General features: G+C 72.7%; 13 protein-coding genes. 7 read left to right on the top strand and 6 right to left on the bottom strand.

Annotated features, from left to right (window positions below; translation table 11 throughout):
* Positions 1 to 123 precede the first annotated feature (123 nt).
* Both M0M48_RS16110 and M0M48_RS16105 read right to left on the bottom strand, forming a co-directional pair.
* Positions 124 to 942, bottom strand: coding sequence for an ABC transporter permease (locus M0M48_RS16110; protein ID WP_257751912.1), 819 nt, complete (start codon positions 940 to 942; stop codon positions 124 to 126).
* Positions 939 to 1865 carry an ABC transporter ATP-binding protein gene (locus tag M0M48_RS16105; protein ID WP_215817335.1) on the bottom strand — a complete coding sequence of 309 codons (927 nt, stop codon included), beginning with the start codon at positions 1863 to 1865 and terminating at the stop codon, positions 939 to 941. Before M0M48_RS16105 ends, M0M48_RS16110 begins: the two co-directional genes overlap by 4 nt.
* 131 nt (positions 1866 to 1996) lie before the next feature.
* On the opposite strand from M0M48_RS16105, the gene M0M48_RS16100 reads away from it, so the two are divergent.
* Entirely contained in the window at positions 1997 to 2641 is a 645-nt protein-coding gene (locus M0M48_RS16100; protein ID WP_257751911.1) for a DsbA family oxidoreductase, read from the top strand.
* A 4-nt stretch (positions 2642 to 2645) separates the two neighbouring features.
* On the opposite strand, the gene M0M48_RS16095 is transcribed toward M0M48_RS16100, so the two are convergent.
* Positions 2646 to 3098, bottom strand: a complete 453-nt coding sequence (locus M0M48_RS16095; RefSeq protein ID WP_215817333.1) for a MaoC family dehydratase — start codon at positions 3096 to 3098, stop codon at positions 2646 to 2648.
* A 138-nt stretch (positions 3099 to 3236) separates the two neighbouring features.
* Between M0M48_RS16095 and M0M48_RS16090 the strand changes: the two genes are divergently transcribed.
* From M0M48_RS16090 to efeB, 4 genes are read left to right on the top strand one after another with little or no spacing between them, the layout of a single operon-like run.
* Positions 3237 to 3827, top strand: coding sequence for a hypothetical protein (locus M0M48_RS16090; RefSeq protein WP_257751910.1), 591 nt, complete (start codon positions 3237 to 3239; stop codon positions 3825 to 3827).
* A 34-nt stretch (positions 3828 to 3861) separates the two neighbouring features.
* Positions 3862 to 4728, top strand: coding sequence for an iron uptake transporter permease EfeU (efeU, locus tag M0M48_RS16085; protein ID WP_257751909.1), 867 nt, complete (start codon positions 3862 to 3864; stop codon positions 4726 to 4728).
* Positions 4729 to 4731: 3 nt separating this feature from the next.
* Positions 4732 to 5922: an iron uptake system protein EfeO gene (efeO, locus tag M0M48_RS16080; RefSeq protein ID WP_257751908.1), complete on the top strand. Its 1191-nt coding sequence runs from the start codon at positions 4732 to 4734 to the stop codon at positions 5920 to 5922.
* A gap of 44 nt (positions 5923 to 5966) precedes the next feature.
* Complete coding sequence (gene efeB, locus M0M48_RS16075) at positions 5967 to 7187, top strand: iron uptake transporter deferrochelatase/peroxidase subunit (protein ID WP_257751907.1); 1221 nt, start codon at positions 5967 to 5969, stop codon at positions 7185 to 7187.
* On the opposite strand, the gene M0M48_RS16070 is transcribed toward efeB, so the two are convergent.
* Entirely contained in the window at positions 7169 to 7678 is a 510-nt protein-coding gene (locus M0M48_RS16070; RefSeq protein WP_257751906.1) for a nuclear transport factor 2 family protein, read from the bottom strand. The genes efeB and M0M48_RS16070 overlap by 19 nt on opposite strands.
* 130 nt (positions 7679 to 7808) lie before the next feature.
* Between M0M48_RS16070 and serA the strand changes: the two genes are divergently transcribed.
* Positions 7809 to 9398 (top strand): phosphoglycerate dehydrogenase, encoded by a 1590-nt coding sequence (gene serA / locus M0M48_RS16065; protein WP_257751905.1) that lies wholly within the window; start codon positions 7809 to 7811, stop codon positions 9396 to 9398.
* Positions 9399 to 9406: 8 nt separating this feature from the next.
* Here serA and M0M48_RS16060 read toward each other — a convergent pair whose 3' ends face one another.
* Entirely contained in the window at positions 9407 to 10960 is a 1554-nt protein-coding gene (locus M0M48_RS16060; protein ID WP_257751904.1) for a fibronectin type III domain-containing protein, read from the bottom strand.
* 62 nt (positions 10961 to 11022) lie between these two features.
* Positions 11023 to 12468 carry a MocR-like transcription factor YczR gene (gene yczR / locus M0M48_RS16055; RefSeq protein WP_257751903.1) on the bottom strand — a complete coding sequence of 482 codons (1446 nt, stop codon included), beginning with the start codon at positions 12466 to 12468 and terminating at the stop codon, positions 11023 to 11025.
* A gap of 62 nt (positions 12469 to 12530) precedes the next feature.
* On the opposite strand from yczR, the gene yczE reads away from it, so the two are divergent.
* Positions 12531 to 13217: a membrane protein YczE gene (gene yczE, locus M0M48_RS16050; protein ID WP_257751902.1), complete on the top strand. Its 687-nt coding sequence runs from the start codon at positions 12531 to 12533 to the stop codon at positions 13215 to 13217.
* Positions 13218 to 13254: the final 37 nt, after the last annotated feature.

Genomic DNA, 13254 nt, shown 5'->3' with positions numbered 1-13254 from the left:
AGTCGGTCGAGACAGCACGAGATTCGCACCAAACACCGGGGCGCGACTCACCGATTTGGGGCAACTACGACGACGGCCCGCCCTGCATCGCAGGACGGGCCGCCGGTGGGGGTGGAGGAGTGGCTACTTGACCTCGGAGCGCAGCACCAGCCGCAGGCCGAGGAGGAGCGGGAGCGCGATCCACAGCACGGAGGTCAGGCCCAGCTGGGCCCACTCCTGGCCGCTCAGCCCGCCGTCGAAGAGCAGGAACCGGGTCTGGTTGAGGTCGAACCAGCCGGCGTTGTCGGCCCACCAGTCCTGGGCCGAGGCCAGCGCACCGGACAGCGTCGGCAGCACCAGGATGACCACGAAGTACCCGACGATCGCCGCGGGGGAGTTGCGGAACAGCAGGCCCAGCGCGAAGCCGAGCAGCATCCCGAGCTCGTTGGCGAGCACGATCTGGGCGAAGGTGCCGGCCGAGATGTTCCAGACCGCGTCGTTGCCGGTGATCATCGCGGTGAGCAGGTTGCCGAGTGCGCCGACGCCGAGGGCGATGACCATCGAGACCAGGCCGATGGCCAGGGTGTTGAGCACCTTCGCGCTGAGCACCCGGCTGCGGTGGGGGACCAGCGTGAACGTCGTCAGCGCGGTGCGCTGGCTCCACTCGCTGGTCACCGCGAGGACGCCGATGATCGGCAGCACGATCGACATGGGGGAGCCGATCGCCGCGGCGAAGTCCTCGAAGTCGAGGGTGTCGCGGTTGCCGAGGATGACCGTGAGGGCGGTGGCGATGACCGAGGTGATGACGATGCTGGCCATCAGCCAGAAGCCCGAGCGGGTGTCGAACATCTTGCGCAGCTCGACCCGGAGCACCCGGCGGAACGGGGTGGGGGCGGGCACCGGACGGCTCCGGGTGGCGGTGGGGGCGACGTCGGGGACGGCGTCCACGGTGGTGGCGGTCATGCCGCTGCTCCTTCGGGGTTCGTGGTGTGGCTGACGACGTCGCGCTGGCTCTCGGCGGTGAGCGCCAGGAACATCTCCTCCAGGCCGGCGCCGTCGGCGGCGCGCAGCTCGGTGACGGCGATGCCGGCGGCGAACGCGGCCTGGCCCACGCGGGTCAGGTCGGCCTCGGCGAGCACGGCGCCGCCGGAGGTGGGCCGCGCGGCGATGCCGGCGGCGGTGAGCGCGGCGGCCAGGCTGCCGCCGTCCGCAGCGCGGACGAGCGTGCCGGCACCGGCCAGCAGCTCCTCCTTGGTGCCCTGGGCGACGATCCGGCCGTTGCCGATGACGACCAGGTCGTCGGCGATGACCTCGATCTCGTGGAGCAGGTGCGAGGAGAGCAGCACGGTGCCGCCCTGGTCGGCGAAGTCGCGCAGCAGGTCCCGCATCCAGCGGATGCCCGCCGGGTCGAGTCCGTTGGCGGGCTCGTCGAGGATGAGCACCTCCGGGTCGCCCATCAGCGCGGTGCCGATGCCGAGCCGCTGGCGCATGCCGAGGGAGTAGTTGCGCACCCGGCGGCTGGCCTCGTCCGGCGTGAGGCTGACCCGCTCGAGCATCTCGTCGACCCGGGTCCGGGGCAGGCCCATGGTCAGCGCGGCGATGGTCAGGATCTCCCGGCCGGTGCGCCCCGCGTGCTGGGCGGAGGCGTCGAGGAGGACGCCGACCTCGCGGCCGGGGTCGGGCAGCTCGGCGAACCGGCGGCCGAGCACGCGGACCTCGCCGCTGCCCGGACCGGTCAGGCCGACCATGACCCGCATGGTGGTGGACTTGCCGGCCCCGTTGGGCCCGAGGAAGCCGGTGACCCGGCCGGGCCGTGCGGTGAACGACACGTCGTCGACGGCGGTGAAGCTGCCGTAGGACTTGGAGAGGGACTCGACGGTGATCATGGGCCTCAGCCTGTCCGCGGGGGGCCTCCCGCCGCTTCCGGCAGATCCCTTGACCTGCCCCTGACGCCGCCCCGGGGTCCCCTAGGGGGTGACCGGGGAAGCATTCAGGGGTCCGCGGCGTTGGGCCCGTCGTGCGTATCGAGATCTGGGCCGACGTCGTGTGTCCGTGGTGCTACATCGGCAAGCGCCGCTTGGAGAACGCCCTGGCGGACTTCGAGCACCGCGACGACGTCGAGCTCGTCTACCGCTCCTACGAACTGGACCCCTTCGCCCCCGAGGTCGGCACCGAGTCCACCGTGACCGTGCTCGGCCGCAAGTTCGGCGCCGACGAGGCCGGCACCCGCGAGATGATGGCGCGCGCCGACGAGGTCGCCGCCGCAGAGGGCCTCCACTTCTCCCACGCCGACGCGCTCCACGCGCGCACCCTGACCGCGCACCGCCTGCTGCACCTCGCGAAGTCGGTGGGGCGGCAGGAGGCGCTGCTCGAGGAGTTCCTCGCGGCGTACTTCACGCGGGGGGAGTCGCTCGGCGACCACGACGTGCTGCGCCGTGCGGCCGCGGCGGCCGGCCTCGACGCGACGCGCGTGGACGAGGTGCTGGGCAGCACGGAGTACCGCGACGACGTCATGGCCGACGTCGCCCAGGCCCAGGCGTACGGCTCGTCCGGCGTACCGTTCTTCGTGGTCGACGGCCGCTACGGGATCTCCGGCGCACAGCCGACCGAGCTGTTCGCCCAGGCGCTGCAGCAGGCGTGGGAGACCCGCGAGAGCGCCTGAGCGCCTAGGGGAGCAGCAGCACGACCGTCTCGGCGACGCAGGCCGGCTTGTCCTCGCCCTCGATCTCGACCGTGTGCCGCACCGTCAGCTGCTTGCCGCTGGGGATGTCGACGACCTCACCCATCTGCACGTGCAGCCGGATGCGCTTGCCGACCAGCAGCGGGTGGGGGAAGCGGACCTTGTTGACGCCGTAGTTGAGCTTGGCGCCCGGCGTGCGCAGGGTGAAGACCTGGCTGCCCAGCCACGGCACCAGCGACAGCGTCAGGTAGCCGTGCGCGATCGTCCCCCCGAACGGCCCTTCCTTGGCCCGCTCCAGGTCGACGTGGATCCACTGGTGGTCGCCGGTCGCGTCGGCGAACTGGTTGACGCGGCGCTGGTCGACGGTGACCCAGTCACTGGCTCCCAGGTCGGTCCCGGCCGCCTCGGCGACCTCCTCGAACGTCGTGAAAACCCGCATGGCAGTGACTCCTTCGTCGCCGGCAACCGATACCGCCGACCTTAGCCGGATCGGACGGCCGCGCCGACAGACGGAGGTGCACCGGACGTGGTGGCAGGCTGTGCTCGGCGGTGGCGCTCATGTCCGAGGAGGTGGCCCGTGCCTGATCCCTTCGTGAGGTGGTACGTGGCCGGTGCCGGCCTTCCGGCCCTGGTCGCCCGGCTCCGCCGCGCGGGTCTGGCCCTGGACGCGCCCGGCGCCCCGGGCACGGTCTCGGTGCTGGACGCGGAGGGTGACCGGGTGCCGACGGGGCACGCCGAGTTCGAGGCCTGCCTGCGCTCGCCCGAGACCGGTGCGCTGACCTTCCAGCTGTGGTTCTCGGGCTCGGAGGACCTGGTGCTCAGCTGGTCGCGCCTGCCCGACGCGACCGGCAACCGCGCTCGGCACTGCGTCGTGGCCTTCCTCGACGGCTTGTCGGTGCCGCAGGCGGATGCGGTGGTGGCCGCCGTCGAGGAGACGTCCGTGGCGAGTCCAGCCGACACGGTCGCGCTCGTCGTCGATCTCGGTGGGCGGACGGCGGAGGTCGACTGGCTCGCCGTGCTCGACGCCCCGGACCAGGCCCCCTGGGTGGATCGGCTCGTCGTCGACCAGCGGCTGCTGGACGGCGCGAGCGCGAGCTCCTGGGACCGGGATCGCCCGGCGGTCGGTCTCGCAACGAGGCGCGACGCCCCGCCAGGCGGGTCGCATTAGGCAAGGCTAACCATGCGGAGTACGCTCGCCGTTTGTGCTCGCCAACTTCCTGATCGGACTGCGCGAAGGCCTCGAGGCCGCGCTGGTGGTCAGCATCCTCGTGGCGTACCTGGTCAAGTCCGGGCGCCGTGAGCTGCTGCCCCGGATCTGGGCGGGGGTCGCGCTGGCCGTGGCGATCTCGCTCGCGTTCGGTGCCACCTTGACGTTCGGCCCGCGTGGGCTGACGTTCGAGGCGCAGGAGGCGATCGGGGGCGGCCTCTCGATCCTGGCCGTGGTCTTCGTGACGTGGATGATCTTCTGGATGTCCAACGCCGCGCGCGGGCTCGGGTCCGAGCTGCGCGGTCAGATCGACCGGGCGGCGGACGCCGGGCGCTGGTCGCTGGCCTTCGTGGCGATGCTCGCGGTGGGCCGTGAGGGTCTGGAGACGGCGCTCTTCCTGTGGGCGGCGACCAAGGCGGGCACGCGCGAGGACATCGGGACCGTCACGCCGACCTGGGAGCCGCTGCTCGGGGCCCTGCTCGGTCTGCTCGTCGCGGTGGCCCTCGGCTACCTGATCTACCGGGGCGCGATCCGCCTCAACCTCAGCGTCTTCTTCACCTGGACAGGCGCGTTCCTCATCATCGTGGCCGGCGGCGTCCTCGCCTACGGCGTCCACGACCTGCAGGAGGCCGGCATCCTGCCGGGCCTGCACGACCTCGCCTTCGACGTCTCGTCGGCGATCCCGCCGTCCTCCTGGTACGGCACCCTGCTCAAGGGCATCTTCAACTTCTCGCCGGCCACGACCAAGCTCGAGGCCCTCGTCTGGACGCTGTACGTCGTCCCGGTCGGCGCGATCTTCCTCCTCCGCACCCGCACCCGGACCCGGACGCCTCGTCCGGCCCCTCAGCCTCAGGAGCACTGATCCATGCGCAAGACCCTGCTCGCCTCGGTCGCGGCCCTCGCCGTCGTCCCGGCGCTCGCCGCCTGCACCGAGAACGCCTCGGACAAGGACGGCGCCAAGGGGGGCAATGAGCGTGCCCTCACCGTCACCTCCAGCGCCGACGGGTGCGAGGTCTCGGCCGGCAAGGCGCCGGCGGGGACGCTGACCTTCGACGTGACCAACACCGGCTCCGACGTCACCGAGTTCTACCTGCTGGGCAGCGACGGGCTGCGGATCGTGGGTGAGGTCGAGAACATCGGGCCGAGCCTGACCAAGAAGCTCACCGTCAACGCGCCGGCCGGTGAGTACTTCACCGCCTGCAAGCCGGGCATGGTGGGCGAGGGCATCCGGGCGGCGTTCACCGTCGACCCCTCCGACGACGAGCAGAAGGCGAGCGCGTCGGACCAGGAGCTCATCGACCAGGCCCAGGCCAACTACCGCGCCTACGTGCAGGACCAGTCCGGCCAGCTGCTGGAGAAGACCCAGCAGTTCGTCGACCTCTACGAGGCCGGCAAGGACGACGAGGCCCGCGCGCTCTACCCGGTCGCGCGCGAGCACTGGGAGCGCATCGAGACCGTCGCCGAGTCGTTCGGCGACCTGGACCCGCTGACCGACGCCCGCGAGGCGGACGTCGACTTCGCCGCCGGTGAGAAGTGGACCGGCTGGCACCGGATCGAGAAGGACCTGTGGCCGCCGGCCAAGGGCTACCAGAAGCTGGCGCCCGCCGAGCGCAAGACCTACGGCGACGACCTGCTCAAGAACGTCACCGAGCTCAACCGCCGCATCCAGGCCACCGGTGCCGACGCGCTGACCTACCCGATCGACGCGATCGCCAACGGCTCCATCGGCCTGCTCGAAGAGGTGGCCAAGGGCAAGATCACCGGCGAGGAGGAGGCCTGGTCGCACACCGACCTGTGGGACTTCCAGGCCAACATCGACGGGGCCCGGGTCGCCTACGAGGGCGTGCAGCCGCTCCTGGAGAGCAAGGACGCCCCGCTCGCCACCGAGCTGACCACCAAGTTCGCCGCACTCCAGAAGCTCCTCGACCAGCACAAGTCGGGCGACGGCTTCGTGCTCTACACCGAGCTCACCAAGCCCCAGGTCCGCGAGCTGTCGGACGCCGTGAACGCCCTGTCCGAGCCGCTGTCGCGGCTGACCGCGGCGGTGACTTCCTGACCGGCGGGTCGCGCGTCAGCCGGCGCGGACTCCTCGGCGGCGGCGTGGCCGCCGCCGGGGCCGTCGGCGCGTTCGCGGTGGGGCGTGCCACCGCCCCCGACGGTACGACGGCCGCGGCGGCCGGCTCGACGACGTACCCCTTCCGGGGGGCGCGGCAGGCCGGCATCGTGACGCCCGCGCAGGACCGGCTCCACTTCGTCGCGCTCGACGTCACCACCGACGACCGCGACGAGCTGGTCCGCCTGCTCCAGGCGTGGACCGAGGCCGCCGAGCGGATGACCCAGGGTGGCTCGGCCGGCCCGGTCGGCCCGGTCGAGGGCGCGGCCGACGCGCCGCCGGACGACACCGGCGAGGCGATCGGGCTGCCGCCCAGCGGCCTGACCATCACCTTCGGCTTCGGCCCGTCGCTGTTCGGCGACGCCGACGGCAAGGACCGCTTCGGCATCGCGGATCGCCGTCCGGCCGCGCTGGAGCCGCTGCCGCTGTTCTCCGCCGACGTGATCGACCCCGCCCGCAGCGGCGGCGACCTGTGTATCCAGGCCTGTGCGGACGACCCGCAGGTCGCCGTGCACGCGATCCGCAACCTGGTCCGGATGGGCTTCGGCACCACCGCCGTGCGCTGGTCCCAGCTCGGCTTCGGCCGCACCTCGACCACCTCGACGAGCCAGTCCACCCCGCGCAACCTGTTCGGCTTCAAGGACGGCACCGCCAACATCAAGGCCGAGGAGGGCAGCGCCCTCGATGAGCACGTCTGGGTCGCCGGCGAGGACGACCCCGCCGCGGCCTGGCTGAGCGGCGGCTCGTACCTCGTCGCCCGCCGGATCAACATGAACATCGAGATCTGGGACCGCCAGTCGCTCGACGCCCAGGAGCGGTTCGTCGGGCGCACCAAGGGCAGCGGCGCGCCGCTCTCGGGCGGCAAGGAGTTCACCGAGCCCGACTTCGGCATCAAGGGCAGCGCCGGCCCGCTCATCCCGGTCGACGCGCACGTGCGCGTCGTGCACCCCGACCAGTTCGACGGCGTCCGGATGCTGCGCCGCGGCTACAACTTCGTCGACGGCAGCAATGACGTCGGCGGTCTCGACGCCGGGCTGTTCTTCATCGCCTACGTCCGCGACCCGCGCACGCACTTCATCCCGCTGCAGCGGGCGATGGCGAAGTCGGACGCGCTGATGGAGTACCTGCGGTTCACCAGCTCGGCACTGTTCGCCGTGCCGCCGGGCGTCGGCAAGGGCGAGTACGTCGGTCAGGCGCTGTTCGCCTGATCCGCCGGCTCGTGCACGACGACGTCGTCGCCGAGCGGCCGGGTGATCGACCACTGCGCCCGGAAGGTGCAGGTGGCGATCTTCCAGGCACCGTCCTCGCGGCGGTACTCGTCGGCGTACTCGCCGCTGAGGACGCGCTCGACGCCCTGGGTCAGGTCGACCTGGCGGAAGCGCAGGGTCCAGGAGCCCGTGGCGTGGTCGGCATCGAGGACCTCGATGTCGGGGTGCACGCCGTGGTGCATGTCGAGGATGACGTGGCGTCCGTCCCGGGGATCGCGCTCCAGGGCGATCTTCGCGAAGACCGCGGCCATGCCGTCGGCGTCGGTCCGGCCGAGGTCGCCGTAGTCGAGGGAGGAGCCCGTCGCGACGAAGCAGGAGCGGAACGCGGCGGGGTCCTTGGCGTCGCAGGCACGGAAGTAGCGGTGCTTGACCGCCTCGATGGCGGCGACCGCCTCGAGACGGGCGAGCCGGGCGGAGATGTCGTCGGGCATGGCGGCGACCGTACGAAGGGTCCACGGTGGTCGGGGACCTGCTCCCGGAGGGCGGGATCGAGTATCGTGGACGGCACGCACAGCGCCGTGCCGCAACCCCCACCCGCACGAATCCTGCAAGGACATCGCTGTGACCGTTCGACCCGTCGTCCTGATCGCCGAAGAGCTGAGCCCCGCGACCGTCGAGGCGCTCGGGCCGGACTTCGAGATCCGCCACTGCAACGGCGCGGACCGGGCCGAGCTGCTCGCGGCCATCGTCGACGTCGACGCGATCCTGGTGCGCTCCGCGACCAAGGTGGACGCCGAGGCGCTCGCGACCGGTCAGCGGCTCAAGGTCGTCGCGCGCGCGGGCGTGGGCCTCGACAACGTCGACGTCAAGGCCGCGACCCAGTCGGGCGTCATGGTCGTCAACGCGCCGACCTCCAACATCATCTCCGCCGCCGAGCTCGCCGTCGCGCTGATGCTCGCCGCCGCCCGCCACGTCTCGCCGGCCCACGCGGCCCTGCGCAACGGTGAGTGGAAGCGTTCGCGCTACACCGGCATCGAGCTGTTCGAGAAGACCGTGGGCATCGTCGGGCTCGGCCGGATCGGCGTCCTCGTCGCCCAGCGGCTCGCGGCGTTCGGCATGAACGTCATCGCCTACGACCCCTACGTCCAGGCCGGGCGCGCGGCCCAGGTCGGCGTCCGCCTCGTCGACCTCGACACCTTGATGGCCGAGGCGGACTTCATGTCCGTGCACCTGCCCAAGACCGCCGAGACGATCGGCCTCATCGACGCCGACGCGCTCGCCAAGGCCAAGCCGTCGCTGGTCCTGGTCAACGCCGCCCGGGGCGGGATCGTCGACGAGGCCGCGCTCTACGACGCCCTCAAGACCGGCCGGATCGCCGCCGCCGGCCTCGACGTCTTCGCCAAGGAGCCGTGCACCGACAGCCCGCTCTTCGAGCTCGAGAACGTCGTCGCCACGCCCCACCTCGGCGCCTCCACCGACGAGGCCCAGGAGAAGGCCGGCATCGCCGTGGCCAAGTCGGTCCGGCTCGCCCTGTCCGGTGAGCTCGTGCCCGACGCGGTCAACGTCCAGGGCGGCGTGATCGCCGAGGACGTGCGCCCCGGCATCCCGCTCACCGAGAAGCTCGGCCAGGTCTTCACCGCCGTCGCCGGCGAGGTCGCCCAGCAGCTCGACGTCGAGGTGCGCGGCGAGATCGCCGACCACGACGTCAAGGTGCTCGAGCTGGCCGCGCTCAAGGGTGTCTTCGGCAGCGTCGTCGAGGACCAGGTCTCCTACGTCAACGCCCCGCTCCTCGCCGCCGAGCGCGGGATCGCGGTCCGCCTGGTCACCGACAGCGACAGCGTCGACCACCGCAACCTGATCACGCTGCGCGGCACCCTCGCCGACGGCAACCAGGTCTCGGTCAGCGGCACGCTCGTCGGCATCGCCCAGCACGAGCGCCTGGTCGAGGTCAACGGCTTCAGCGTCGACATCGAGCTGACCGAGCACCTCGCGTTCTTCACCTACGTCGACCGCCCGGGCATGGTCGGCACCGTCGGCCAGATCCTCGGCGAGGCCCAGGTCAACATCGCCGGCATGCAGGTCTCGCGCGAGACCAAGGGCGGCGAGGCGCTCGTCGCGCTCTCGGTCGACTCCGCCATCCCGGCCGACTCGCTCGCCCAGATCGCCGCCGCCATCGAGGCGACGTCGATCCGGGCCGCCGACCTGGTCTGAGCCCAGGATCAGCGGATCCGGAACCGGACCGACGGGCTCGCGGGCGACGTACCGATCGCGTTGGTGGCGGTGACGACGACCCGGTAGCGGCCCGGCTTCAACCCGCGCAGCACGGTACGACGAGCCGCGGGGCCGACCTGGCGCACGATCGTGCGCTTGCGCCCGGCGACGGTGCCGCGCACCGTCAGCGTGTAGCCGGTGATCGTGGCTCCGCGGTCGGCCGGTACCCGCCAGGTCACCACGGCCGTGCGGTGGCGGACCTTGACCGTGGGCCGGGCGGGGGCCGCGGGCGCGGTGGCCGTCGTGTCGAGGGCGTAGGAAACGGTGAACGCGGCCGGGCTGCGCCAGTCGGCGAGGATCCGGTACGTCGTCCCGCGGGTCACCGGCACCGACCGGACGACGCCACCGCCGGGCGCGGCGGTGCGCGTGCCGAGGCCGGTCCCGTCGAGCAGCCAGGGATAGGCGACGTCCTTCCACACCAGGACGGTCTGGAGGCCGTCGGGGACGGTGAGCCGCAGCGTCCCGCTCGACGGCGCGGTCCAGCGGTACCAGGCCGAGTGCAGGCCGGTCCGGGAGCCTCCGTAGAGCGGCCACTCGAAGGCCTCGGTGGTCAGCTGCCCCGCGGGGACGGCGACGGAGCCCCGGGTGCCGCCGAGCCGGACCGGGGTCGCGAAGGAGTCGTTGGCCGGCTGGGTGCCCGGGGTGAATCCGGCCGCGATCGTGGTCCGCTCGGCGGTGACGCCGGGCGGCGCGCCGACCTGGAGCAGGTAGGTCCGGCCGGGCCGGACGTACTGGTTGATCGTGCCGAACTGACCGGTGTCGCCGTCGTGGTAGCTGTCGCACACGAGTGCCTGGGGCGTGCTGGTGGTGGCGTCGAACAGGCGCATCCGGGCGGCCCAGGTGTTGCCGTTGCCGATGGTCAGCCGGCCCGCCTGGGTGGGCACGTAGCGGTACCAGACGGTGCTGTGCAGGCCGGCCTCGCACTCCGCGGAGGGCTCGTCCGGTTCGGTGCTCGCCTGGAGCAGGCCGACCTCGCGGCTGCCGTTGAAGGTGAGGTTCGCCGCCGCGGCGCGGTCGTCGTTGGCCGGTGCCTTGGCGAGCAGGTACATCAGGAAGTTGCCCGAGGCGTTGCCGTAGCCCGCCACCCGCACGTAGTAGGTCGCCCCGCTCGTCATCGCGATCTCGAGCCGGGACCCGGAGACGCCGCGCTCCACGTCGTCGTTGCAGCCCAGGGTGGTGCCGGTGGAGTTCTCGACCGAGACCACCGTGTCGAGCGGACTGCCGACGGTGTCGAGGACGTAGAACCCCGACACCGAGGGGGAGAAGCGGTACCAGACCGAGTGCCCCGACGGGACCCCGCACGGCTGCGCCTCCCCGGCCTCGGTGGTCGCCTCGGTGGTGGTCACCCCGTAGCTGTGGCCGTACTGCATGGTCGTCGCGTCGGAGCGGTTGTCGTTGCCGGGCGCCGCGGCCTGGGCCGGGGCCGGGACGGCGAGTGCGACGAGGCCGGCCGGGAGTGCGGTGAGGAGCAGGAGCGCGCGGGCGCGGCGAAGGAGGTCCACGTCCCGATCGTGGGCGCGGGGAGGACCGCCCCGCGATGGGGATTCGACGTAATCGCGCTCGTTCAGGCGACGAGCACGGGCGCCGCGCCGCCGGTCGCGGGGGCACCGCCCGCGCCGACCACGGCCCACGCGTCGGCGATCCGGTCGACGGCCTCGACGAGCAGGGGAGCGGCGACGGCGTAGGGGATCCGGACGTAGCGGTCCAGGCCGCCCTCGGGCGCGAACGACGGCCCCGGCGCGAGCAGCACGCCGTGCCGCTCGGCCTCGACCGACAGGGAGGTCGCCGCGGCGACGGGGAGCCGGCACCACAGCGCCATGCCGCCGGCCGGCATCCGGAAGGTCCAGTCGGGAAGCCGCCGGGTGAGCGCGGCCGCCAGGGCGTCGCGCTGCTCGCGCAGCCGCTCGCGCTGGGTGCGCACGACGCTGTCGAGGTCACCCTCGAGCAGCCGGGTCAGCACCAGCTGCTCCAGCACGGGCACGCCGAGGTCGAGCCCGACCCGGGCCCGGGTGAGCCGGTCGACGAGGGCGTGCGGGGCGCGGATCCAGCCCATCCGCAGGCCGCCCCAGACCGACTTGCTCGCGCTGCCGACGCACACCGCGTCACTCGTGTAGGAGGCGAACGGCGGGTGCCCGGGGGAGTCGTCGAGCGCCAGCAGCTGGTGGGCCTCGTCGACGACCGCGGTCGCGCCGTGGCGCCGCAGCAGCCCGGCGTACGCCGCGCGCTCGTCGTCGTCGAGCACCAGGCCGGTCGGGTTGTGGAAGTCGGGCATCACGTGCACGAGCCGCGGCGTGTGCCGGCCCAGCGCGGCTGCGACCGCGTCGAGGTCCCAGCCGGACGGGTCGAGGGGGATCGCCGCGATCCGGCCCCCGCCGGCCTGGAGCGCGCGGACCGCGTTGGGATAGGTCGGCGACTCGACCAGCACCTTGTCGCGTGGCCCGGCGAGCGCGGCCCCGACGACGGCGGTGGCGGCGAGGGCGCCGGGGGTGACGATGACCTGCTCGGGGGCGGTGGGCAGCCCGCGGGCGTCGTACGTGGCGGCGATGGCGGCCTGGAGGTCGGGCATGCCGGCCGGGAAGTAGCCGTGCCCGCCCAGGTGGGCCGGCAGGTCCGCGGCGGCCTCGGCGTAGACGGCGGCGATCCCCGGGGGCGCGGTGGCCGCAGCGCAGACCAGGTCGATGACGCCGTTGCCGACGTCGCTGGGCCACAGCGCGCGGTCGAGCGCCCGGGTCCGGCCGCCGGGCAGGCGGGTGAACGTGCCCGAGCCCTGGCGGGCCTCGGCATAGGCGGACTCGCGCAGCACGGCGTACGCCCGGGTCACGGTGGTGCGCGAGACCCCGAGCGCCTCGGTCAGGTCGCGCTCGCTGGGCAGCCGGGTGCCGTAGCCGATCCGCCCGTCGCCGATGAGCTCGCGCAGGGCGTCGGCCAGGCCGGCGTAGGCGGGGGAGCGGTCGAAGCCCTCGACCAGGCTCGCGAGCCGGGACGCGGAGAGGGAAGTGGCCTGCACCATGCAGGCCAGTACATCACGATTGGCTATTTCAAGACAGTCCAATCTGCCGCACGCTGGAGACCATGACCACCGTCCAGCTCGCCGACCTCGGACCGCTCACCCAGCTCCGCGCGGGACGCCTGCCCCGCCGTCTCGTGCAGCTGTACGTCGGCCTGTGGCTCTACGGCGTCAGCCTGGCCCTGATGGTGCTCGGCGACATCGGTCTGGCGCCGTGGGACGTGCTGCACTCCGGCGTGATCCGGCACATCCCGATCACGCTCGGGCAGGCGGTCGTGCTGTTCAGCTTCGTCGTGCTGGTCTTCTGGATCCCGCTGCGCGAGAAGCCCGGCCTGGGCACCATCTCCAACGCGCTCGTCGTGGGCATCTCCGCCGACGTGACGCTGGGGACCTTCGATGCCCCCGAGCCGATGGCGGCCCGGATCGCGCTCATGGTGGGCGGCATCGTGCTGTGCGGCCTGGCTACCGCGCTCTACATCGGTGCCCAGCTCGGACGCGGGCCGCGCGACGGGCTGATGACCGGCCTCGCGCGTCGTACCGGGCTCTCGATCCGGCTGGTCCGGACCGGCCTGGAGGTCACCGTCGTGGTGCTCGGACTGCTCCTCGGCGGCACCCTCGGCCTGGGCACCGTGGTGTTCGCGCTGACGATCGGACCGATCACCCAGTGGCTGCTGCCCTGGTTCATCGTCGACCTCCCGGGTACCGCGCAGGTCGGTGGGATCCCTGAGCCGGACCCTGATCTTCCGCGCTGACCCTGCATGAACGTCGGGTCGGCTGGATAGGCTCGCT

This window comes from Pimelobacter simplex, from assembly GCF_024662235.1.
GTDB lineage: Bacteria > Actinomycetota > Actinomycetes > Propionibacteriales > Nocardioidaceae > Nocardioides.
Note: the sequence above shows the minus strand (reverse complement) of the source record. Positions and strands in the feature narration are given on the sequence as shown.

What these genes read in the sequence shown, in the direction of transcription:
- M0M48_RS16095 (WP_215817333.1), bottom strand. Translation starts at nt 3,098, where the DNA reads ATGCGGGTTTTCACGACGTTCGAGGAGGTCGCCGAGGCGGCCGGGACC.
- M0M48_RS16105 (WP_215817335.1), bottom strand. Translation starts at nt 1,865, where the DNA reads ATGATCACCGTCGAGTCCCTCTCCAAGTCCTACGGCAGCTTCACCGCC.
- yczE (WP_257751902.1), top strand. Translation starts at nt 12,531, where the DNA reads ATGACCACCGTCCAGCTCGCCGACCTCGGACCGCTCACCCAGCTCCGC.
- M0M48_RS16070 (WP_257751906.1), bottom strand. Translation starts at nt 7,678, where the DNA reads ATGCCCGACGACATCTCCGCCCGGCTCGCCCGTCTCGAGGCGGTCGCC.
- yczR (WP_257751903.1), bottom strand. Translation starts at nt 12,468, where the DNA reads ATGGTGCAGGCCACTTCCCTCTCCGCGTCCCGGCTCGCGAGCCTGGTC.
- M0M48_RS16110 (WP_257751912.1), bottom strand. Translation starts at nt 942, where the DNA reads ATGACCGCCACCACCGTGGACGCCGTCCCCGACGTCGCCCCCACCGCC.
- efeO (WP_257751908.1), top strand. Translation starts at nt 4,732, where the DNA reads ATGCGCAAGACCCTGCTCGCCTCGGTCGCGGCCCTCGCCGTCGTCCCG.